This is a genomic window from Bradyrhizobium pachyrhizi (assembly GCF_029714545.1).
In the GTDB taxonomy this organism is placed as follows: Bacteria; Pseudomonadota; Alphaproteobacteria; order Rhizobiales; family Xanthobacteraceae; genus Bradyrhizobium; species Bradyrhizobium pachyrhizi.
Genome location: NZ_CP121667.1, coordinates 1,029,626 through 1,052,846 on the forward strand (window position 1 = coordinate 1,029,626; position 23,221 = coordinate 1,052,846).

Annotated in this window: 11 protein-coding genes and 5 pseudogenes; 6 read left to right on the forward strand and 10 right to left on the reverse strand. The window is 59.8% G+C overall.

Annotated elements, in window-relative coordinates:
- Positions 1 to 3: 3 nt before the first annotated feature.
- From drmA to drmD, 3 genes are read right to left on the reverse strand one after another with little or no spacing between them, the layout of a single operon-like run.
- Complete coding sequence (gene drmA / locus QA639_RS04640; RefSeq protein WP_283089261.1) at positions 4 to 3,468, reverse strand: DISARM system helicase DrmA; 3,465 nt, start codon at positions 3,466 to 3,468, stop codon at positions 4 to 6.
- Positions 3,468 to 7,289 carry an Eco57I restriction-modification methylase domain-containing protein gene (locus tag QA639_RS04645; RefSeq protein ID WP_283089262.1) on the reverse strand — a complete coding sequence of 1,274 codons (3,822 nt, stop codon included), beginning with the start codon at positions 7,287 to 7,289 and terminating at the stop codon, positions 3,468 to 3,470. Before QA639_RS04645 ends, drmA begins: the two co-directional genes overlap by 1 nt.
- A gap of 2 nt (positions 7,290 to 7,291) precedes the next feature.
- Positions 7,292 to 10,459, reverse strand: a complete 3,168-nt coding sequence (drmD, locus tag QA639_RS04650) for a DISARM system SNF2-like helicase DrmD (protein ID WP_283089263.1) — start codon at positions 10,457 to 10,459, stop codon at positions 7,292 to 7,294.
- A 404-nt stretch (positions 10,460 to 10,863) separates the two neighbouring features.
- On the opposite strand from drmD, the pseudogene QA639_RS04655 reads away from it, so the two are divergent.
- A pseudogene (locus tag QA639_RS04655) lies at positions 10,864 to 11,015 on the forward strand (non-homologous end joining protein Ku); the annotation flags it as partial.
- A gap of 179 nt (positions 11,016 to 11,194) precedes the next feature.
- On the opposite strand, the pseudogene QA639_RS04660 reads toward QA639_RS04655, so the two are convergent.
- A pseudogene (locus tag QA639_RS04660) lies at positions 11,195 to 11,314 on the reverse strand (transposase); the annotation flags it as partial.
- Positions 11,315 to 11,557: 243 nt separating this feature from the next.
- On the opposite strand from QA639_RS04660, the pseudogene QA639_RS04665 reads away from it, so the two are divergent.
- From QA639_RS04665 to QA639_RS04675, 3 genes and pseudogenes are all read left to right on the forward strand, one after another.
- A pseudogene (locus QA639_RS04665) lies at positions 11,558 to 12,998 on the forward strand (IS1182 family transposase).
- Positions 12,999 to 13,172: 174 nt separating this feature from the next.
- On the forward strand, positions 13,173 to 14,591 hold the full coding sequence (locus QA639_RS04670; RefSeq protein WP_283089264.1) for an adenylate/guanylate cyclase domain-containing protein: 1,419 nt from the start codon (positions 13,173 to 13,175) through the stop codon (positions 14,589 to 14,591).
- Between the two features lie 181 nt (positions 14,592 to 14,772).
- A pseudogene (locus QA639_RS04675) lies at positions 14,773 to 16,123 on the forward strand (IS701 family transposase).
- A gap of 261 nt (positions 16,124 to 16,384) precedes the next feature.
- On the opposite strand, the gene QA639_RS04680 reads toward QA639_RS04675, so the two are convergent.
- Positions 16,385 to 16,690: a hypothetical protein gene (locus QA639_RS04680; protein ID WP_283089265.1), complete on the reverse strand. Its 306-nt coding sequence runs from the start codon at positions 16,688 to 16,690 to the stop codon at positions 16,385 to 16,387.
- Positions 16,691 to 16,717: 27 nt separating this feature from the next.
- Positions 16,718 to 17,221 carry a hypothetical protein gene (locus tag QA639_RS04685; RefSeq protein WP_283089266.1) on the reverse strand — a complete coding sequence of 168 codons (504 nt, stop codon included), beginning with the start codon at positions 17,219 to 17,221 and terminating at the stop codon, positions 16,718 to 16,720.
- A 485-nt stretch (positions 17,222 to 17,706) separates the two neighbouring features.
- Here QA639_RS04685 and QA639_RS04690 point away from each other — a divergent pair.
- Positions 17,707 to 18,330: pseudogene (locus QA639_RS04690) on the forward strand (IS66 family transposase); the annotation flags it as partial.
- A 40-nt stretch (positions 18,331 to 18,370) separates the two neighbouring features.
- The gene (locus tag QA639_RS04695) at positions 18,371 to 18,613 is read left to right on the forward strand and encodes a hypothetical protein (protein WP_283089267.1); all 243 of its coding nucleotides are present in this window, start codon (positions 18,371 to 18,373) and stop codon (positions 18,611 to 18,613) included.
- An 87-nt stretch (positions 18,614 to 18,700) separates the two neighbouring features.
- Here QA639_RS04695 and QA639_RS04700 read toward each other — a convergent pair whose 3' ends face one another.
- The 4 genes from QA639_RS04700 to QA639_RS04715 all read right to left on the reverse strand — a co-directional run bounded on the left by QA639_RS04700 (position 18,701) and on the right by QA639_RS04715 (position 22,859).
- A complete protein-coding gene (locus QA639_RS04700; RefSeq protein ID WP_283089268.1) occupies positions 18,701 to 19,279 on the reverse strand; it encodes a hypothetical protein in 579 nt (192 codons plus the stop codon).
- Between the two features lie 177 nt (positions 19,280 to 19,456).
- The gene (locus QA639_RS04705) at positions 19,457 to 20,536 is read right to left on the reverse strand and encodes a hypothetical protein (RefSeq protein WP_283089269.1); all 1,080 of its coding nucleotides are present in this window, start codon (positions 20,534 to 20,536) and stop codon (positions 19,457 to 19,459) included.
- 119 nt (positions 20,537 to 20,655) lie between these two features.
- A complete protein-coding gene (locus tag QA639_RS04710; RefSeq protein WP_283089270.1) occupies positions 20,656 to 21,984 on the reverse strand; it encodes a phospholipase D-like domain-containing protein in 1,329 nt (442 codons plus the stop codon).
- Complete coding sequence (locus tag QA639_RS04715) at positions 21,981 to 22,859, reverse strand: deaminase (protein ID WP_283089271.1); 879 nt, start codon at positions 22,857 to 22,859, stop codon at positions 21,981 to 21,983. Before QA639_RS04715 ends, QA639_RS04710 begins: the two co-directional genes overlap by 4 nt.
- Positions 22,860 to 23,221: the final 362 nt, after the last annotated feature.

Sequence of the window (23,221 nt, forward strand, 5' to 3'; positions counted from 1 at the left end):
TCCTCAGCCTAGGGATTGACCGTAGGGGTCGGTGACCTTCAAGACGGACGCATGTTCGACATCACGCATCGACCTGCCTGCTGTGAATTTCCGGTAATCCGGATCAAGAGTACCCAGCAGCGGGTCGAGCGGATCATGGAGGAGCGCTTTTTCCCGCGGATAGCCATAGTAGAGATGTTCTGCGTTGGCGCGCTTGTCATTGGCCAGCGCTTCCCAGGCATCTATCAGCCGCTCTACGGCGTCGCGGAGAGCTGTATGACCGCCGACCACGTCGGCAGCCGGGGCTCGGTCGAGCATCATTTTCAGGATTGTCGCACGGGCTGTCTTGTAGTCGGCGATGTCCCCGGCGCCTGCGTCGGGGGTCAACGCCGGAATGAGGTGGCGGGCTGCGGCTACCAACACGGGCGCCAAGGCACGATCCATGGCGCGGGCCGCCCACGGCGTCACGCTGGTCGCTTCGACAGCGCGATAGAAGCACTCATGGAAATGTCGGAAGCCTTCATAGTGCAGTCGATCGCGTGCCTTGTGCGCATTGAGCAACACCAGCACGAGGCCTGGCTTGTCGGCTTGTCGACCAACACGGCTCGTCGCCTGAATATATTCTGCTGCGGATTTCGGCTGACCCTGCACGACCATTAGGCCGAGCCGTCCGATGTCCAGGCCAACGGAGATCATGTTGGTCGCCAGCGCGACATCCACGCCTTGCTTTGGATCAGCACAAGGTTTGGCCAAAGCGTCCTTTGCGGCAGCGACCTTGTCGGTACTTTCGCGGGAAGTCAGTTCCATGACGTCGCGCAGGCGGCGGTCCGCAAACGGTTCATCGGGCGGCGTGATCCGGCGACGATCGGTGCCGTATGTGGCCAGCTTCGCGCGCACCTCGTCCTCAACGATGCGACGCGCTCCGCCAAGTTCGCGCAGCGCATTGAAATAGCAGAGCGCGGTGAGGTACGCCTCGGCATCTCCGCCGTCCTGCGCCTGCTTCTCGGCTGCCGCGAGCAGTGTCGTCAAGGCTCGCAGGAAGATCAGCTTCGGCCCCTTTCCAGGTGCTGCCATGCCGACATACAGGCGCGCCGGCTTCTGCGAAGGCGGCACCGTGACGGCAAAGAAAGAGTTGCGGCGGCTAAGGCCAGGTGGCGGAAACACCTCCGTCCGATCTCTGTCGAACAGCGCCTTGATCTGCTGCCCGGCGCGACGAACCGTGGCCGTGCTGGCCACGATCTTCGGACGGACCTGCTTGTCGCCCAAGACACGTGTCGCCAGCCGATCGAGCGCCACCTCATAGAGCGCCGCCACCGTACCGAGCGGCCCGCTGATGAGGTGCAGCTCGTCCTGGATGATGAGCGCGGGCGGGGCTAGTGTCCCACCGCCGTAGAGCCGAGTCCCCGAGCCGCTAGGATCTGCGGCGCCATAGAAGCCCCACTGATCCTCCCGGTCGACATGCCCGAAGAACGCGCCGGCCTCGGCGAGCCACGGAAGGCCGGCAAATTTGTCGACGGTCGCGATGATGAACGCAGGTAGCCGCCGGTATATCACCTCGTCGACGGTCAAGATCGGCAGCGACCGCGTCCCGGAGAACGCGCAGCCGGGATTGGCGCAGCGGATTTCCATGTTGCGCGGCGCGTTCACGGTCGGGATGCAGGCGAAACTGTCTTGTGAAAACGGCGTCGAGCACCAAGGGCATGCTTTGATAGGTGCGGGTGCTTCCCGACCGTCGCGCCGGAAACGCCGCACACGAGCGACCGCGGTGTCTTTGCGGCCGTCGCCTGTCTTGCCGAGCCGATTTGGCGAAGCGGCCGACCCAACCCACAATCCGATTTCGATAGGCCAGTCACCGAGGGTGCGTTTATCACCCTCGAGCCATGCAGGTTCGCCTCGCATTAGTTCCAATGCGCAGATCACCCCGCTTGCGCGTGCCAGCTGATCGAGCGTCAAGAGCCTCAGCGTATAACGCATCAGCACCGCGACGCCGGCGCCGAGCGTTCCCCCGTTTGTGATGCGCCGGTGAGCGATCGTCCAGGCCGCTAGACCTAGATACGCCTCGGTCTTGCCGCCTCCGGTCGGAAAGAACAGGAGGTCCACGACTTCCCGATCTGGGTGCAGGCGGTCCTGCAAGCCGGAAAGGTTCAGCAGAATGAAGGCAAGCTGAAACGGCCGCCACTTCGGTACACGCTGTGCTAACGGATCCCCGCCCTGACCGGCATCGCGCTGACGGGCGGCGCGCGCTACCGCCTCGTTCATCGCCCGGAATGCGAGCCGCGCATGCTGATCCCCACTAAGGAGGGCGATGCCTTCGGCAAGGCGGTCACGTGCCTGGCGCGCGGCGGCGACAAGGCGCTGCGCTGTCGCTTGGCGGGGCACGCCCTGGATCGTTGCGATCGTCGCCTGCTGTTCGATGATCCAGTCCTCGTAGTGCGCCGGAAGCTGGCGCAGCGCATCGCGCAACGCTTCCGGACCACTTGCGGCGAGCGCAGCCAGTGCCTCCATTCCAAACTCGACACCGCCGATGTCTTCGTTTGGCTCAACCCGCTCGACCTCGGCGGCCGGCAGGAAATCGGTGTAGGCAGCTCGAACCACGCCATCTTCGTCAGGCTCCCAGCCGGCCGACGTGTTGCACCCAACGGCATAATCCGCGACGTCGCAATAATGGAGGTCGGCGAGAGCTGCATCGAGGTCGGAAGATGCATAGCCGGTGACGTTGGCGCGGGGATAGAGGCCTGGAGCGGAGCGCACCTCGAGCCGCACCTGGAATGCAAAGCTCACATCGATGAAGCGGCGGCGTGTACTGCTACGTCGATTGACCACGGTCACGGTCAATGCCATGACATTGCGCGTAGATCCGTCTGGTTGATCAAGCACGTAGGGCCGCGCGTGCGCCTCGAGGTACAGTGCACCACCGGGACGTTGGACGCCGGCCGAGCCTGGCACGATCACGCGTCTTCCGCGACCATTCGGGACCGGCAAGCGGAGCGTCGCCTCACCGGGCACCCGCTGCCACTGCACATTCCTAAAGGCGGGATCGAACTGCTTCTTCTCGTCAAGGAACACTTCGTCAGGGAGCGGCGGAACGGTCACGTAGTCGCCCCAGTTCAGTGAGACCTCGACTTCCTTGACCGACGCATCGATCAGGACCGTCAGGCCACACGATGAAGGCAGCCTACTTTTCCGCGCCGACGGTTCGTCGTCGGCTGGATCATCGGCTGCGCGTCCGCCACCAGTTCCGGTTTCAGGATCTGCTGGTTCGTCGCTGAAGTGAGGATCGCCTTCATCTTCGATGTTTTCGGCTCCCTCCGGGATGTCCTCGAGCGCTGGCGCGAGATAGCCGGTGAGATACCAGCGAGAAGGGCTGTTCTTCAGCAACTCGCGAGCGATGTCGGCGTCCTCAAGGCTAGGGCCGACGAGATCGCGGCGCAGCGTTTCAACGAGCCGACTACGAATGGCGCCGTTGGAGGGAACGGGAGCTGCTGGCATCAGGTATCAATCTCCTCATCTATTTCGTCGTCCCCCACGACGGTGCTGACCACGCCCATGGCGCGCTCTGCTGCTGCGCGTTCCGCATTCAGCTCGAGGAGCCGACCGAGAACGTTGTCCTTAAACTCCGCCGGCCAGTCGAGCCTCGTTTTCGGCTTCTTGCCTTCGTCGACTTGCTGCTCGATGAATTCAGGAACAGCGCACTCGGCGAGGTCGGGCCAGCCGTACGCGCGCAGGACAACGCGGTCCATTTCGGCGTGCAAGTTGCGCAGATGGGCAACATCGTGCCCGTTCTCGCTGCGAGCGTGGAAGCGGTTGTAGATCTTGGTCAACCCCTCATTGCGATCGAGCATCATCTCAGCGCGAAATGCTTGATAGGATTTGCCAATGTCGTCCAGCGTCCGGTCGGTCTCGAACGCGTGCGGGAATGGAAAAGTGCGGAAGCAGTCGGAAGGAGTGTAGCGAAGATCGTCCTTCATCGATGAGGAGAAAAACCGTGCCCAGAGTTCGTGGACGCGGGACTGAAGCATGGAGAACCAAGCGTCATTCTCGTGCGGAAATGCCACTAGACTAGTATCGGGGATTACGGGCGTCTTGTAGCGGATGATGGCATGATGCGGAGACACTCGTGTTCGGATGAGGATAGAGTTCTTAGACCTAATGATGTTCCACAGTCGAACGCGTGGCCGCCAGAAGGTCCACCAATCAGCCTGCGCAACCTCCTTGCTGCGTCGTGCGCGGTCAGGTTTTACCCGAGCTGCGAGCGCCGCCACGAGTTCGTTGTCGTCGATTGACGCGAGGGGAGTGTCCCCGAAATAGACTATGAAATCAGGTGGTTTTGCCTCTACCGTCGCATTCACAACCTTCCCTCGAGCAAATGGGAATACCCATTTGCCTGACGATGCAGAAGACCGGAACTCGTTCCCCGTGGCCATGAAACCATCGCCATACGGGACCATGCCCTCGAAGGCACCGTCATCGTTTGAAGCAAGCTGGATGGGATCTTCATTGGGGCCGCCGCCAAGCAAGAAGCAAGTAATAGTTGGGACAGCTATTCCGTCCAGAACCGGCGACGGTGCGGCGCCCTTGATGACGTGAATTATACTTACCACAACGGCCGCTTCCCCGGGCCATCTGTAGCGCCGTTGCGCACGAGCAATTGAACCACCCGTATCCAAGATTTTCTTAAGGGCGGCCTTTCGTGTGTCACCCTGTGCGATGGTATTCGAGGCAATAAGTCCAAATGTTGCATCCTCGCGGAGCAGATCGAAACTTCTTCGGAAAAAGTAACTGACAAGATCAGCGCGGTCTCCCGCGTCAGAGAATTGGTCCTTGAGATATTCGACATAACGTTTCGACAATTCGGGCGCAATCCGCGTGCCCCCGAGAAACGGGGGGTTGCCAACTATCGCATCGAAGCCGCCACGGTCCCGTGCAAAGACCTCCGGGAATTCCAGTGTCCAATGGAACGGTCGAACGGGATGTTCGGTAGTGGCCAGTGTTTCGGCGAATAATGCCGCGGCGCCGACCCAGTCACGAGAGTCCAGTTGGGTTTGCACCGCCTTCTGAAATTCGACTAGGCGCTTGATCCGTCCTTTCGGCTTCTCCGCGTGGAAGAAGGCCGAAATTACACCGTTGCCGATCAGGCGTGCCACTTCAAGCTTCGCGTCTATCGCCGTCAGCAGCGGACGCAACTCTGCCTCCGTTGCCCCATCGGCATGGTATCGGATGCGCGCGCGGCCTTCCTCAGCCGCGTTTAAATGATCGCGCACAAGCTTGCCCACAAAAGTGGGAGGCTTGGATGTATCCCAATGCACTGCCGCGATCTGCTCGGTGGTTAGTCCAACAAGGCTGTCGCCACACTTCAATGCATGGTCGAGGAAGGTGAATTCGTGATCGCGCGCGAGCGTTGCGAGCCACAGCGATAGCTTGGCGAGATCGGTCGCGAGTGGGTTCTTATCGACGCCGTAGAGACAACGCTGCGCAACGAGTCGTTTGGCATGCAGATCCGCGTCCTCGTCTGGCGGAATGATCGGCTTCGTGTTCGGCCATCGCTCCCAGGCTTTCACCACACGTCCAGCGAGCGCGCGGCAGACTTCAACCAGAAAGGCACCGGAGCCCATCGCCGGATCGCACACTTTGAGGTCCAGTATTCGCTCCGGGGTCGCATCCGGTCCGAGCCGCGCGAACGCCGGCTCTAGTGCATGGCGCACGATCGGCTCGGTGAGGCTGCGTGGCGTGTAGTGGCTGCCGGTGCGGCGTCGCTCGTCGGTCGGTTGGAGCAGCGGCGTGCCGGGAGGCACGACTTGGCCGCCGGGCGAGCCACGCTCGTCCACAATGGGCCGAAGTGCCGCGACGACGCCGGCGACATCCGTTGCCGCCGCGAGAGGCTTTCCCACCTTGTCCGTGACCGATTTTCGATCAGCCTCTTCCTCGAGGAACGTCGCGCGTTCCGTTCCTTTCTTTGCAGTCAGCGCCGCCACGTCGACGAACACTGGTGTGCGGTCATTCTTGCCGGCGCGGATCGCGATGGCTGGGCCGGGGCGCGTTTCGATCGTGAACCCCATCACAGTCTCGTAGACGCTGCCAATCTGCTCGACGTCGAGAGTGCGATAAGACAGCTGTTCCCCATCGATGTTCAGCAGCAGATCGAGAATGTGCAGAATGCTACCGTCCGATACAATCGGGGGCGCGGGCGGTTCAGCCGGCGCGTCCTGCCCCTGTAGAAACGGAAAAGCTTCGGGGTCGAAGAGTTTCCCGCCGCGGCCGAGGATCCAGCCGGTACCGTCACCACCATGGACGAGGCGGAAGAGCGCCAGCAGGCGCGCCCACGCGCCGCGCCGCTCGTCCATCGTGTCCGGATAGCGGGCAGCGTCGTCGAGCAGGCGCGAATATAAAGAACGAACGCCATAGCCCTGGTCATAAAGCGCTCTCGCCTCGCCATCGGCACGCGATGGGATTAGGTCGCGGTCTTCAGCATAGAGCAGGAAAACAAGGCGCAGCAGAACTGTCAGCAGACCCTCGTAGAGATGACCAGGCCGGCTCGCCGCCAGCGCCTCGATGCGGTCGCGGTCAGCAGAATGCAATCCGCGAAGAAGCTCGTGCAACGCGCCCAGCACCTGAGCAGCAAGCTTGGTCGAGACCTCTGCTTGAGCCTCGCGGCTTTCCTTGAGCAGGCCGATCAGCCGCCGGTCCGGCGCATCATTGTGCAGCCGGAACGAGGAAAGCATCAGCTTGAGCCCGCCCAACATCGGTCGTCCCCCGACCTCGCCGAGAGAGCGAAGCGGAAACTTCAGCCAGCCGCTGGTCTCTCCTCGGGGCGCGAAGACAACACGCAGTTCGTTGTCGGTGAGCAGGAGACCGGCCGGGACATCGGTCTCGCGCAGCAACCGCTCGAGCTGCTGGTGGGGCGTGGCTTCCCAGTCCTGTAGCGCGCCGCGCTGATCGGGTTCGACGCCGGGGGCCTCGAGGCGCACCAGGAGTTGCCATCCCTTATCGGGGTCGGACACCGCCCAGTGCGGAGCCAGGTCGGCGGCGCTTTCCTCGATGCGGATTGACAAGTCTGCCGGCACCGCTGGCCCATCTACCGTACCGGCGACCTGTGTTGCTCGCCAGCCGAGGACTTGCATAAAGAACGCCCAAGGATCGCGCAGTGCCGATCTGTCCTCGTCAGCAGACAGGAGGGCGCGTACGGTTTCAGTGTCGGCGCGGGTCTGCTCCGACGGGTTCAGCCCGTGACGGGCGAGCACATTTGCAGCAACGACGAGGCCGGTCGGCTGGACGTTGCCGATCCACTCGGCGTTGGGATCGATCACAGACATCGTCAGTTGGTTTCCGGCCAGAGATACACGAGGCCGATCGTCTCCAGTCGATCGGCGACGACCGAATAGGCCCGCCGAACTCGCTCGGGCTCCTGCTCAATCTCCGTCGTCAATTTCTCTAGCTTCACCTTCCAGTGACGCCGGTCGCGACGCCGCTGTTCTGCCTCGGCCTGCAGCTCCGGCAGAAGCGAGAGCTGCTTGTCGTCCGACTCGGCATCGGCCCTGGCGACACGCTTGTGCTGGTCTTCCAAGAGACGGCGTAGGGATTTCGCCTCCGCTTCGCCGACCGCGAGCAGCTGTTTGATGGCGGCCGCTTTTTGGGCCTCTGCGCGCTGCCGCAACTCAGGTTCCAGGTCCGCGGCATCCTGCGTCGCCAATTGACGGATGCGTTCGACGACGTTGCCCGCCGGCGATCTCGGATTGCGAAAAGCCTGATCGAGCTGATCCAGGGTAGCTTCTTCCCGCACGTTGCCGAATGGCTTGAGGGGCTTCGTCCCGCGTCCGGCTTCCGTCCAGGCAGACGTGACGAGGATTATTTCTTCATGCAAGCGCGCCGCACCTGGCCCGTACAGGGCGAGACGCCCGAGCAGGATCACGCGCGGCTGAGCGCCAGGGCCAACGACCACGCAAGCTCGAGATAAACCCGACGCGAAGCCCTGGCTCAGGAAACGCGACAGCAGGCGACGAACCAGGCGATGCTCGAGGTGCAGTTGCAGAACACCTTCGGCATCGACCGTGTCCTCGGTGAGCGCCGGCCGGAACGAGATGCTGCGCAGCGGCACCTCCGCTCGCCAGTCCTTCAGCTTCTCGGAGCGCTTCCTGCGCCGGATGCGCAAATCATCGAGTGCCTCTGGCCAGCCGCCGGATGCGAAGAGGGGAGCGTTGGGGTCGAGATTGAATAGCGGCGTACCACCGATCTCGCCCGCCCGCGCGCTATCGAGAGAAATCCCAGCGCGGGCGAGCGCCGTTGCGAACACAGCACACAACCCGTCCGGATCGACGCCTACCTTTTCACGCGAGCGCTCCAGCGTTTCGCGGAGATCGTCGATGTCCTTGGCTTGGCGAGCCCGCCGGGCGCGGGTCTCGTCATCCATCTCGGCGACAGCGGTCTTCTGCAGACCCTCGTCGACTTCCTCATCTATTTCACGCGCCAGCGACTTCGGTCGAGTGATGCCCTCGCGTTCGAGCCGATCCGAAAGTCGATGCGCGATTACCTGGCCGGCCGAGCCAAGTTGCGTCCGGATCAGCTCTGTCTTCCGTACCAGCGCCTCCAGGACGACGTCTTCTTCACGCTGCGCATGAACGAAATACCGACACCAAACCTTCAAAGACGGCTGCAGTTTGCGGTCGATACGGCCGTTGCGTTGCTCCAGGCGCGCCGGGTTCCAGGGGAGGTCGATATGAATGAGATCGTGACACCTCATCTGGAGATTGATGCCTTCGCGCGCCGCATCGGTACAGATCAGAATGCGCAGCGGGTCCTGTGCCGGGTCCGCGTTGAAACGGCGTTTCAGCTCCTCACGACGGATCAGGGGCGTCGCGCCGGTGAACGAGGCGATCCGATCGTCGGCCTGCAGATCGTCGAGCGCCTCGGCTAGCCTTTTTTCAAACCAGCGGCGCGTGTCTTCGTATTCGGTGAAGAGGACCAGACGGTGCTCGTTCCAGCGGCCGCCGGGCGCCATGTTGGTGCGTACCCAATCTGCCAGCCAGGCGATACGACCGTCCGGGCGCTGCGCATGCTCCCTCGCGATCTCGAGCATTTCAGTCACGATGGCGAGATCTGACACCGCAGCTGAAATTGCACCGGCGGCTTCGGCTGCAGCGTCCTCGTCGTCTTGGATGAGCTTCTCGCCGTCTTCCTCGATCGGCTCGTCTTCCGGTTCGGCGCCGCCCTGGACAAATGTTTCTGCTGCCCCCTCGAGGCCGGCACCATCGGCGCGATCAAGGCCCTTCCGATGAACCTCGAGCGTCCTGGCGAACGCCGCAATCGATGACAGAAGCCGCTGCTGCAGGCCGATGAAGCCAAGCCGCGCATTGCCTGCCTGTCGCGCGGGAAGATTTGCCGCACGCGCCCGGATGATCTCGCCGTATTCCGCCAGCTTACGCGCGAGAACCAACTCCGGTGCATCTTCACGCAGATTATCCAGGACAATCGGTTCAACGACCCTCTCCGGAAACTTTTCACCAAAGTGTCGCAAGTCGGACTTGAGCCTGCGGACCATGACCGCATCGAGTTCGCCCGGGCGCACCGGGACACCGCGCGTGAAGCGCTGCGGATCGAGGATTTCGAGCAGGCTCGAAAATGAATTTGAATGTCCGTTGTGCGGCGTGGCTGACAGAAAGAGACGATGTTCGAAACGCGAAGCCAGACCCCGCACGGCCCGGGTGAACTGGCTGTCGATCGCGTAACGCGACCCGCTGGCCGGAGCCGCATGATGTGCTTCATCCAGGATAAGCAGGGCCTGCGCGCGGAATTCGCCCAATAGGTCCCGAAGACCGCCGACGTATGTCTCGTCGACCATCAGCGAGTGCGAGATGATGAACCGCGACCCGGACGACCATGGGTTTGCGGTGTAGCCGCGCTCACGCCGAAGCGTGGTGAGATACTCGCGGTCGACCAGCACGAACGACAGACCGAACTTCGCCTCGAGTTCGTCCTGCCACTGGCGCACCATGCCTGCTGGCGCAGCCACTAGGACGAAGTTGACCCGCCGCCTAAGGAGCATTTCGCGCAGGACTAGGCCAGCCTCGACCGTCTTGCCAGCACCGACGTCGTCGGCAATCAACAGGTTGATGCGCGGAAGCCGCAAAGCCTTTCTCAGCGGCAGCAGCTGATAAGCGTCTTGGTGGATACCCGCTCGAAACGGCGCCTGGAACAAATCACGATCCGCCGCTGTCGCGGTGTTCCAGCGTAGAGTTCGCAAATAGGCCGAAAAAACTGTCGGATCGTCGGTTCCGATCTTTGAGACCGCAGACCACCCCTCGTCGGCTAACATCGCACCGTCAAGTTCCGCGTCCCACAATAACTCGACCGTCTCGCCCTGAGCGTCATCGTCCACACAAGCGAGGCGAAGGGCTCTGAGTTCACTATTGACTGTGCGCTCATCCTCGACAAGCCAACGGCGGGTGCGGACCCGGACGAAGTCACCGGGTTGCGGCGCTCCCGTCATTATATTTTCCCCCTACACCATTGCATCATATCGATGCATGCGCAGGTCGCCAGTTAGACTATGAGCCTAGTAGCTTGCAACCCCCGGGCGCAAATACCCCCATGGCACATGTGGAGCAAGTTGAGGACCCATGCAGGAGAGACTAACCGCATACCGATGCGATTGGAGAAACACTGCCGCCAATCCGTCCTGCGAAGCTCCCTGCGCTGTGGCGTGAGCGCAAAGCGAACGCGGCCTTCCTCAGCTTAAACGTGTTGGGGGTCGTCCGGGTCGACCGAACGGGCGGTCCTCCACGAACCCGCCATAGATATGGTGACCGGGAGAACGATAGAAGCCAGTCAAATAAAATATGCCGCCGACCGCCCCTACGCCGATCCCGACGCAGTCGTCATGCCGCTGCGCTACCCTATGAGGTGCGCGATGCGGCGGAATATTTTGATGACATCCAGGACGTCAAGGTCACCAAGGACATGCTCGACTCCACGCAAAGCACATCGTCGCGCGGAAGAGCGGCCATTTCGAGCCGGAGAAATTCGAGGATCATTACGAGGCGGCGCGTTGGTTCTCGACGGCGAGCTACGCTGCGTTGGCTCGACTGCAGAAACGTCGGTGCGCTACGGCGAGCCAGCGAGCAGCAGCCTGCGCATGCCGATCGATATAGTTGCGGCATCCATGCCGCGCGATCTCCCTCGACAGTCGAAAGCGTAGCGTGGTTAGGATATCCGTTGAGGAGTACGGACCAAACGCCTCGGGCAGATCACGCCAGGGTGCTCCGGAGCGTAAGACCCAGAAAATGCCATTGAGGACACGGCGGTCGTTCACCCGAGGGACGCCTCGCGGCTTATTCGGCAGCATCGGCTTGGTAGTACTCCATTCATAATCGGCGAGTTCGTAGCGCATGATTCGAGCCCCCAGTTTGGGAGCTTGAATCACGGGGCTCTGGCCGAACGCAACGGTCTCTCGGGCCGGCCAGCCCGGGCTTCAGCGCTTATGGACAGAAGCGGACATCAACCAACCGACAATCCGTCGAAAATGACCCTGGCTGTGTGAAAACGCCGCCCGCTGTTATGATCGTCCCGCGATTCTTCGGGGGAATTGATGAAGCGCTTCGTTGCGGGGGCGGACCGCGGGCAGTCGACGCTACTGCCCGAATGCCTCGACGATTTCATTGGCGAGAGCAACCCTGTTCGCGTGATCGACGTGTTTGTCGACACGCTCGATTTGGCCGAGATGAGCTTCGAAGGGGTGGAGCCGGCGACGACCGGTCGGCCGTCGTACCATCCCTCGGTTCTCCTGAAGCTTTACATTTATGGCTATCTGAACCGGGTGCAGTCGAGCCGACGCCTGGAGCGAGAGGCCGGACGCAATGTCGAGGTCATGTGGCTGCTGGGTCGGCTGGCTCCCGATCACAAGACGATCGCAGACTTCCGCAAGAACAATGGCCTGGCGCTACGCAAGGTCTGTGTGCGCTTCGTCGAACTCTGCCGTGAGATGGGGCTTCTTGCGACGGCGAGTGTCGCCATCGATGGCAGCAAGTTCAAAGCCGTGAACAACCGGGACAAGAACTTCACACGGGCGAAGGTGGAACGGCGGCGTGCCCAGCTGGAGGAGAGCGTCGCGCGCTATCTGAGCCAGCTTGATACCGCCGACCGACAGGAGCCGAGCGAGGCGCTGGCTTCGAAGGTGACAAGGCTCAGCGAGAAGCTGACCAAGCTGAAGGAGGAAATGGGCAAGCTTGCCGTCTACGAGAAGCAGATGCTGGCTTCGCCTGATCAGCAAGTCTCCCTGACCGATCCCGACAGCCGTTCGATGGCGACGAGCGGCCGCGGTTCCGGCGTCGTCGGCTACAACGTGCAGGTTGCCGTCGATACCGAGCATCATCTGATTGTGGCACATGAGGTCACGAACAGCGGCTCAGATCGGGCCCAACTAGCCAGCATGGCCAAGCAGGCGAAGGCCGTTCTAAAGACCGAGACGCTCGAGGCCGTGGCCGATCGCGGCTACTTCAGCAGCCTGGAGATCCTCGCGTGCCACGAGGCCGGCGTCACGGTAACTCTGCCCAAGCCGCAAACGTCGGGCGCCAAGTCAGATGGGCGTTTCGGCAAGCAGGACTTTGTCTATTTGCCGGAGGAAGACGCCTATCGCTGTCCAGGCTGGGGAGCAACTGCCATATCGCTTCACGAGCGAGGAAGATGGCAAGGAGATAAGGCGCTACTGGACCACAGCCTGTCAGAACTGTTCGCTCAAATCCCAGTGCACGACAGGGCCAGAGCGGCGGATTCCACGATGGGAGCAAGAGCATCTGCTCGAAGCTGTGCAGCAGCGCCTTGATGCAAATCCACAGGCCATGCGCCAGCGTCGAGAAACAGTCGAGCATCCGTTCGGCACGATGAAGGCCCGCATGGGAGCGACGCACTTCCTCACCAAAACCCTTCCGAAGGTCGCCGCCGAGATGGCACTCTCCGTCCTGGCCTACAACCTCACACGGGTCATGAACATCATCGGAACCAAGCCGCTGATCGCGGCGATCGCCGCCTGAGACACCCTCGGCTCTTGGCTCTCAGAACCGACCTCTCTTGAGACCGTTTTTACACGGCCAAGACCCGGAGCCGACATCGGCCGCTATTTGGCAAGGGGTAATTCTGGCTATACCTGCCCTTCCATAATTGTGGCCTGACCCGATAGGATGCGCCTCCGGACCCCCGGGGGAGATATGGCGCGGCCATCAAAAACGAGAGGCAAGAGGGGCGCGGCGAAAACCCGCCAGGCGAACTCTACGGGCGGCCGCAAAAAGCCCATTAAAAATGGGCGCCGCATTTCTCCGATCTCCGATGTGACCAAAGAGTTGCAGGAGGCCCGCGAGCAGCAAGCGGCTACGGCCGAGATATTGAAGGTCATCGCGGGTTCGCCTGGCGAGCTTGGGCCGGTGTTCGAGGCCATGCTGGAAAATGCCGTGCGCATCTGCCGCGCCAGTTTTGGGACGCTGCTCCTGTACGAAGGCGACAGGTTGCGGCGAGTGGCGCGAATGGCCGCGCAAAGCGTGCCGCAATTGTATGCGCCCGACCAAGAAACGCCGCCACACTTCATCGCGCCGTTTGATGGGGTGCCTTCGCTGCGGCGCCTCGTCGAGACCAAGGCGCTGGTTCACATTGCCGATATTGCGACAGAGCATCCCGACGATCTGATCTACAAGGTCGCCGCAGCCCGCACCGTTCTGATTGTGCCGATGCTCAAGGAGAGCGAGCTTGTTGGCGCCTTTGCCGTCTACCGCAAGGAGGTGCAAGAGTTCAACGACAAGCAGGTCAAGTTGCTGCAAAATTTTGCTGCACAGGCGGTGATCGCGATCGAGAACACGCGGCTGCTCAAGGAACTGCGCGCCCGGACCGATCAAGTGGCGGAGCTTAATCGGGGACTCGAAGCGCGTGTCGCCGAGCAAGTCGAGGAATTGGGCCGGGTCGGACGTCTGAAGCGCTTCCTCGCTCCGCAACTGGCCGAACTGATCGTCTCGCAGGGAAATGAGAAGATCCTCGAAAGCCACCGCAGCGAGATCGTCGTCGTGTTCTGCGATTTGCGCGGCTATACCGCCTTCACAGAGAAAGCCGAGCCCGAGGAGGTGTTGGGTTTCCTGCGCGAGTATCACGGCGCGCTAGGTCCGCTCGTCAGCCAGTTCGAGGGGACGCTCGACCAGTTCTCCGGCGATGGGATCATGGTGTTCTTCAACGACCCCGTACCGATCCCCGACCCGGCCGAGCGCGCGGTCAAGATGGCCATCGCGATGCGCGAGGCTGCGTCGTCGCTGACCGCGGCCTGGCGCGAGCGAGGTCGTGAGTTGGGCTTTGGCGCTGGCATCGCCCAAGGTTACGCGACCCTGGGCCAGATCGGATTTTCCGAGCGCTCCGGATACACTGCGATTGGCACCGTGTGCAATGTGGCGGCGCGGCTGTGCGGCGAGGCCAAGGACGGCCAAATTCTGCTCAGTCAGCGCGTCAATGTGGCACTCAAAGGAAGCGTTGCGACTGAACCTTTTGGCGCGCTTGCTTTGAAGGGTCTCACCCAGCCGGTCGTTACCTACAACGTGCCGCTCACGGCAGGCCAACCGGCTCTCCGCGTTATCGACGGTGGTAATCATTGAATGGCCAGTCAGCGGGTGGAGTCCGGAATTGGCCCAACGCGTCATTTGCCGCGATTGCACAAAGGCCGTCGGTAGCGGAGCGAAGCGGACATTGGCAAAGCTTTATGAGTACGCGCCCTAACACTACTTAGGCAGATTGTCGGTTTTGCTGTGCTTATAGGATTCCCGAATCAATTTTTCAATGATTCATGGGTGGTCGGCTCTTGGAGGGCTGACCATGGCGGGATGGGAAGACGAACTTGAACGCTGGCTGATGCCGTTCTTGGACCGGCTGGGCCATAAGACTCGGCAACGGATGTGTCCTCTGTATGTTGCAGGACTGATTGGTCCTGGCGATCGCAAGAGCGTTCAGCCGATGGCGGGGCGCCTTGCCTCGGGCAACTACGATCAGCTGCACCATTTCATTGCGGACGGTCTCTGGGACGCGACGCCGCTGGAGACGGAGCTGCTCAACCAGGCGGACCGACTTGTCGGCGGCAGGGATGCGGTGCTCGTTATTGATGACACCTCAATGCCGAAGAAGGGCGAACGCTCGGTTGGTGTTGCGGCTCAATATGCGTCGGCTCTCGGCAAAACGGCAAATTGCCAAACGCTGGTGTCTTTGACGCTTGCGCGCGGCGAAGTGCCAGTGATGGTCGCATTACGTCTCTTTCTGCCTGACAGTTGGACAAGCGACGTGTCTCGTTTGAAGCGTGCTCGCGTGCCAGTCGAACACCGAACGCCACGGTCCAAGCCGGAAATTGCCTTGGCCGAGATTGACCGCGCGGTGGCAGCCAACGTGCGCTTTGGATGTGTGCTGGCGGATGCAGGATACGGACTTAGCGCACCATTTCGACAAGGGCTGACAGAGCGCGGGCTGGCCTGGACTGTCGGCATCCCTCGGCACCTCAAGGTGTATCCGGTTGATGTACAGCTCATTTGGCCGATTACCAAAGTCCGCGGGAAACCACGAAAGCACCACGTGCCAGATATCTTATCGATTGCGGCAGAACAAATGCTGGCCAGCGCCAAATGGAAAACCGTGAGTTGGCGCAGCGGAACGAAAGGTCGACTGAAAGCCCGATTTGCTGCTCTCCGTATCCGCACCGCCGACGGCCCTCTCGCAGCGGATTTGGGATAAAAGTCATCAGCATCTCCCGGGAGACGAAGCTTGGCTCATTGGCGAGCAACGTGCCTCAGGGGAGAAGAAATACTATCTCGCCAATCTCCCTGCGGCGACGGATCTGCGCACACTGGCCGCCACCATTAAGGCAAGATGGATTTGTGAGCAGGCGCATCAGCAGTTGAAGGAGGAGCTTGGACTTGATCACTTCGAAGGGCGATCATGGCAGGGTCTTCATCGCCATGCCCTGATGACAATGATTGCCTACGCCTTCCTGCAACATCGTCGCCTCGCATATGCGGGGCGGAAAAAAAAGAATCAACGGGCCTTCGCCTCAGCCAACCATGCCCGCCGTACGTCAAGCCATCGTCGATCTCATCCTGCGGCCGCCGGCTCCGTGGTGTCCGTACTGCCGAAAACAAATCCTTGAAAAACACTGGCGCAAATAGATTCTGCCAAAGTAGTGCTAACCTATAAGCGGCGCATGGTGATGCCGCCAGCGGTTGACTTGGAAGATCAGGCCTGGCTGAGCAGGCGATCCTATCATAGCATCAATGCACTCTTGGTAGGTGGCGTATGAAATCGCGTGCTTGTGGACCACCGTTCCAGATGCAAGACGGTCAGTTGCTTAGCCGAAACTCCACGTCATTCCGATCTGAAAGATGAAGGCAGCGGAGCTGCGAAGACCTCCTCAGGCGACAGCGCGAGCGTTACGAACGTACCCGCGAACCTGCTCCTTAAAGCCACGGCCGTTGAAGTCGCGGACGCGAACTGGGCTCCATCCAAGCGAAACCATCACCTTGCAAAGGTGGCGATAATTGCCCGCAGTACGCTGGCGCTGTGGTACCTCCAAGATGTCCATCAGCAGTTGCGTACTGATCCGCTCCAGGCCGTCGAAGCCCGTCTTGCCACGCACGCGCTCCAGCCGCAGACGCCAGGGGTCTACGGGCTGCGCGGCTTCGGCAGCGGCTGCTTTCACTTTTTCCAGGAATGACACCTTGGCACCCTTCAGATGGCTAGTTGCTTACGTGTAGGAACGCCAGAGCAGGCCAGCGGCGGGTTCAGGATAACACGCAAGCGCCAGTCTCGCGGCGGACAGCTCGTCAGGGCAGAGAATTGGCATGCTCGTGATGGTCAACACCCGGGCGTCGACATCACACGGATAGCGAAGTTCGACGGACCATCCTGCGACTTGCTTTTTTATCCAAAGCGAGTGAGGCCCGACATCGCACTGGTCAAGGTCCAAGACTTTGTAGCGATCCCACGTAATGCCCTTAAATTGTTGGCGCATGCGAGCTACTTCATCCTGGTAAATTTGCTCCACGAAGTCCGAGCGCAACAGGGCCAGGTTACTTGCCCACTCCGCGAAGAAATCGATGTAGGGCTTGTCCAGCGCGGCGCGCGGCAGCACCGCGTCGACGCCGGAGGGAGCTGGACCCTGCCACAACGGTTGCGGTGGCGTGCGCGGCCGATTTGGGACTGCTTCAAGGTGGACGTGTTGAACGGATCGTTTGAGTTGCTGGCGCATGAGTTGCCCCTATAGAGACTGATCGACTGAGCGCGCAGCTCTGCTGCGCCGTTTCGCGGGTGTCGGTGGGGAAACATCCGTCTCGCACCGGTTAGGGCGAAAGCCCTTAACGGTTCGTAGTTATCTCCGGGCGGGTTGCGACGGTTGCCGGGAGGGAGGGCGCTCGTCTCCGGCGATCGGATCGACGTGGCGCAAAAAGCGCGGCCAGACGAGACGCAGATGACGGCGAGCGTTGCTGCCAGCTCATCCAGCCCATTTTTCAATTGCCGCCCTTATTGCATAATCAGGGATCTCCACTTCCAGCCCATCTGCCATGATAGAGAGCACAATAGAGAAATGGCCTGGATAGGCTGGCACAGGGCGACGCAGGCGGAATGGCGCGCCGCAAGCGCCGCGCGGAGATCGACGACGCTGCTGTGACCCAGGGGCCGGCGAGAGCGGCCTAATGGTTCCGGGGGCAACGGCGCGCACTCGGAGCCAGTCGCGCCTATAGCGGGTTTAACGCTCTCTTCGATCCCGGACGCAAGGCGTCGCCGGCCACGGCCGCCTTCTGCTGGGCGCACGGCCGCAGAGCATTCTTCGAACTGGCCGATATCGCCCAGAACGCGCGCCGCGGACGGTCGGCGACAGCGATCTCGCCCGTTGCGCTGGAAGCGGTTCGTCGGATTGACAAGCTGTTCGAGATCGAGCGCGATATCTATGGCGCTGAGGAGCGGCTGCACATCCGCCGGGAAAGAAGCGCGCCACTGCTGACCGACCTTGAGGCTTGGCTGGCGGAATCTGCCCGGCTCTCGCGTTCGCCCAACGTGATCAAGCCGATCAACTATCTGCTCAACCGTTGGGAGGGCTTTGCTCGCCTTGTCCACGACGGAAGGATCTGCATGACGAACAATGCAGCAGAGCGGGCGTCGCGCGGTTTTGCCTTGGGAAGAAAGGCAGGGTTGTTCGCCGGTTCTGATCGCGGCGCGGAGCGAGCTGCCGTGATGGCCACGCTCATCATGACGGCGCGTCTCAACGACATCGATCCGAAAGCCTGGCTTGCCGACGTCTTCGCGCGCATCGCCGATATGCCACAGAACCGCCTGCACGAGTTGTTGTCCTGGAACTGGACGCCTCCTGCGCCGACACCTCCACCCAGGCGGCATAGCCATGCACGTCAACAAGGTTTATGCCGTCTTCACTATCAATCGCGTCGCCAAGGACCTCGGAGAAGACGAGGACTGGCTCTGGGACGTGGCCAACGGAATGGACACAGAGGATGGCGTCATCTGGGTTTACGGCATCGGTGACGACCAGGTCATGGCGTTCACCGACTTCGGTATCGAGAACCTGACCGAGCTCATCAGGATGCACAAGGAAGACCCCGAACTCCTCAAGCGCTTGAATCGGTGAGCCCGTCCGCGGCCTAGCTCGGATGGATACTTTGTTTCTGAAGGCGAACGAAAAGCAGGCCAACTGACGATGCAAACTTCATCATGGCTATTCCCCACGAATTGGCCACTTTTCAGCAGCCTTCTGCGTCTCAATGTATTCGTTCAGAGCCTTCAGTGCGGCTCCTAGTTGGTTGATGAGCTCAAGGTACTTGGTGAGAAATGACCTGACGGTATTGATCTCATCGGCCGAAACTGGCGGCGGCGATAGAAGTAACCGGCTCAGTATCTGTTGACGTATCCGTAGGGTAAGGGAAAGATCGGCATAAAACGGGGCGGTAACGACCTGATCTTCCGAAAGTTTAAGTTGACTTAGTAACTTCTCAACGTCGGTCAGTGTTTGCACAACGCTTGATCTGACACTTTCCCAAACATTCGGCTCTCCTGGGCAATTAACGAAATCCTCTACTGTTGAGACAAGCAGAGCGCATCGCGATTGGCTCAATTCAAGCGCCATGCCAGAAATAGTCGAAAGCTTCTTTCGGGTCTGCCGAGCCTCGTTCCATTTGATGATATCATGGCCGCTGCCAATAGCGGCAGCAACTAGTTTGGTAAGCTTGGCGAGCGTGTCAGCGAGCTTGTCAACGCAGTTTGCGGCATCTTCGAACAATGAGACGTTAAAGTCCATCGCATGCTCCCATTTTCGCGTCGCAACCTCGCGGCTGAAGCGCTACGAGGTTCGCGCCTCTGTCTTCTCCAGTTCCTAAAGCAGGCATTTCGAGTTGAGGCCGCATCGGAGCAAACGGCCTTGAGTCGGTGGCTCGTTGGCCGAAAACTGCGTACCGTGCCGAGGCGCAGCGATGGCTTAATTAGAACCATCTGAGTGTCCCTCGCCGACGCGGCCGGTGACGATCTCGACGTGTTTTTCAGCGGAGGGCGGGCCCCAGGAATTGCTCTCCGGGTCGAACGTTTGAACAACGAACAGATCATCCCCCGAAATGCCCACTTCGACACTTCCGTCTTCACCGTTCTCTCCTTGGCCATGTCCGCTGTCACCGTTATCGCCGCCCGGATCACTGTGCTCACCTTCTTCGCCTTGACCCAATCCATTACCCGGTTCGTCGGGATCACCGGGGTCGGAATTATCGCCGCCGCGGCCACTTCCTCCTCCCTCTTCCCGGCCTCCGCTACCACGGCCGCTGCCACGTTTCGGCGTGCAGAAATATTCAGAGAGACCCGGCAAACAATCCCACTGCTCCGGCATCTCTAGCTCCGGCCGCTCCCTCTCCGCAAAGAAACTCTGCGCTGCTACGACCATCGTTCTCACCAAATTTCGTGTAACGTTGGTCTCTTTTTCCCAATTGTCGTACCAGATCGAAACGACCGTCCCCGCGACCGCCCCAAGGGCAAATGCCGGAAAGACGGCTGCCGTTACGAAGCCGACCGCTGTTGAAGTGATCTCCGCTGCTACGATGGAAAGCACCGTACCAGCTCCTGTCTCAAGCAGGCCAGCGGTTAGATCTTGAAGCGTCTGTTCGTCGCCTGACAAGTATCCTGCGACCTGAGCAGCGGCATACATTGTCAGCGCCAAAACAAAAGTTGACCTGAGGGCGCTGCTTGCGCCTGCGGGTCCCAGTCCCAGCCGAACGATGGCGGGATTATTTGCCAAATACCTCGTTCCCTTCAAATAAGGACGCAACGATGCGTGACCACGTAGGATCACGTATTTCACGCCTCTTATCTCCTTTACGTAATAGCTTCCCGCCACTCCAAGCTCTTGAAGGACATTTGCGCCGCTCGCAACATCCGCAACGATGGAAGCTATTTGCTCTATGCTGAGGCCCGCAATACCCGCCCTAATCTTTAGATCATCGTCAACGTCCGAAAGCGCCAAGGCAAGTTCATTAGCTCCGATAACGACTGACCAAGCCTCCTGGATTTCCATGCGCACCTCCCAATTCCCGATGGCGCTTCTTCCGACCGCCACGCGGTCTTCGTCTCCAGGGAAAGGCGGGAAATTCGGCGTGCCCCCGCCAACCTGATAGCCTGCCGGTGGTCGAATCCCTATCTGGCCGGGATATCTAAGATTGGCATCCGTGCAGGTGTTGATGCTCGCTCATAAAGATCCTCGAAAAACTTTACATAGCGTTCAAACAGATGAGGCTCATCGAGAATCAGCTGCATTTCAATATTCTGGTCGAGACTTCCCTTGCGTAGGTGGGCGGAACCGGTAAACACGGAGTTTCCCGACGCCTCCTGACCTCGCAAAATTATAAGGCGCAGGTGGTTGGTGTTGCCGGGACCTGATAAGTTATGATGATTGGTCATAACGTAGCGCACTTCAACGTTCGGTCTGCGCAACAGAGGCTCCAGGGCTGTCGTGTCCTCTAAACTAACTACGCCTGTGGGCGTCTTAGTCTCGAGTGTCCAATAAAAATCGTCATCGAGGACGACACGGATACGAGACGTGCTCGCTTCGAGAGCCGCAACGACAGCTGGATCTGACAAAAATTGCGCTGAGATCATGATCTCTGCGGCCTGTGCAATTTGCTTCGTCAACTTACTCCGGAACCAATCAGAGTCGGCGGGTAGGATACCAAATCGCACGCCAGGTGCGGCGTCTAATTCTCCGCCATCCCATGACGAAGTGCACCTCCTGTAAGTGGTGGAGAAGAAAGCGATAGGTGCATACCGAAGACCGGTGACTTCGTCCAAAGTTCTGAATAGGCAGTTATATCGAAATGAGAATCCGGCCTTGTCTCTTGAAGCTAAGATTACCCAATCCTCGATATTCGCGTAGAGAGCCTTGTTTAAATTTCCGCTGCCGAACACCGCAACACTAACACCGTTATCGAGCTCAAACTCGATTACTTTTGAGTGGAGAATGTTGACGTTGCCGCCATTGCACTTGTTGTTCTCGGCGAACACGTCGCATCCAACCGCGAAAAATTCGACTCGCTTGCGGCAGCTGGCCATACTCTGCGCAAAGTCCGCTGCGAGGTGGCCTCGCTCATCTGTCGTATGCTGGTAGTAAACCCTGATAGTGGCCTCGTCCGTGAAAGACCGGGAGCAAAGCCAATCCACAAAACTTTTTTCAGAGTAGTAGTAGTCGCTAAGTGCGACTCGGCTGATCTTCCGTTCTCCGATCATTTTATCAATTGTTTTTCCGAGGTCGGATGTCTCGAAGTGCCAGTTGAGGAAGTCGGCGCTGGAGCAATAGTAGCCCCCGGTGGGGCCCGTCATAACGTCCGCGGTTCTATCGGTCGTTTCAACAAGGTAACGCTTTGTGCTGCAGTGTGGATTAGTAAAAACAACATCACTATGAATCGATGGTGTCTGGGCGAGGGCAAGTGGTGGCACGATCATAAAAAAAATTATGATCGCTGCTCTCATTGGACCGTTCCCATGGATTTGTGAAAGGCAACGGCGGAATCGTAAATTGATTGATTGATGAAGTTCCGCACCGAATAATTGAGAAACGCTCTCTCTGCCGTTGCAAAGGCCGTGTAGGCTTGTGCAGTCTGCAAGAAAGCCGTCATGCCAATCCGGCCGTGCTTCTCCTTGCCTGTGTCCAAGAACCTCTTGTATGCGGAAAGAAGCCCGATGCTCTCGGCTGTCGTCGCCATAAATATGGGTCTAGGAGCCCCGAATTCTTTCTCGTGTTGGTGGAGCGAGTAGAGAATGTCACCGATATCCTTCTGCCCCGGATCTTTCTGCAAATATATCACCTCGGTTATGTTAGCGAGATCCATCGCACCAACACATTGGGAACAAGACTCAAGCGTAGTATAAATTGTGTAGCCCTGGAGCATTACGGCGTAGCCGGAAGTTGCCTCTCCGCTCCGGAATCGCCGCGCATTCGTCCGGGTAATGCTGTCGCGAACGGCGCGTATCTCGGCATGCTCTAAGCTGCTATTGAAGTAGTTATTCTCGTTCATTTGGAACGAGACAATTTCGTATCGATTGTTCACCGCCAAGGCGCCGATATTGTGCCCTGTGTATTCGCCGAATTCTCTGTCTGGAAAAAGCTTCCGATACTCCCTACGGAGATATGGATTAGATTTTTCGATCCGCCAATTCGCAAAGACCATGGCGCAAGCGAGCAGCAGGAAAATTTCATGTCGCTCGCGGTCACTTGGCGAAAGCTCTGCTTCGACCGCCGCGGGGGCTTGGCACGTGTTTGACGTTGCCGTAGCTTGTGACGAAGCCGTTTCGTATAGTGCGGCTAGTGTGCCGACCAGAATACCCCGTCGGGAATGGTCTAGCATCGTGCGCCCCCAAATCCCACCTAACTAGTTTAACTCGAGTTGTAGGTTGAGAATAGTTATTCGGCGTGCTACAAATTGTCCCAAGCGATGTGCGGAAATTGGTGATGTCAACATGAATCATAGTTGGGCACGACCATTTCGGTTAACTTCGTACTAGCCTGTCAGACGCCTGAGGCTTTTAAATAAAGGCCGGTGGGCCCTTGCGATGAGCAGTTACCTGCTGGTCGTCGTCGCTCGACCTAGTCCACGCAAGGCGAAATCGGTGCCGACAATGACGCCCAGCGGAGATTGATATCGATGATCTAGGCGCATGGCACTGCGTCCTAGTCCAAATGGAGGTAGCCCTCGAAACGTTTGCCGTC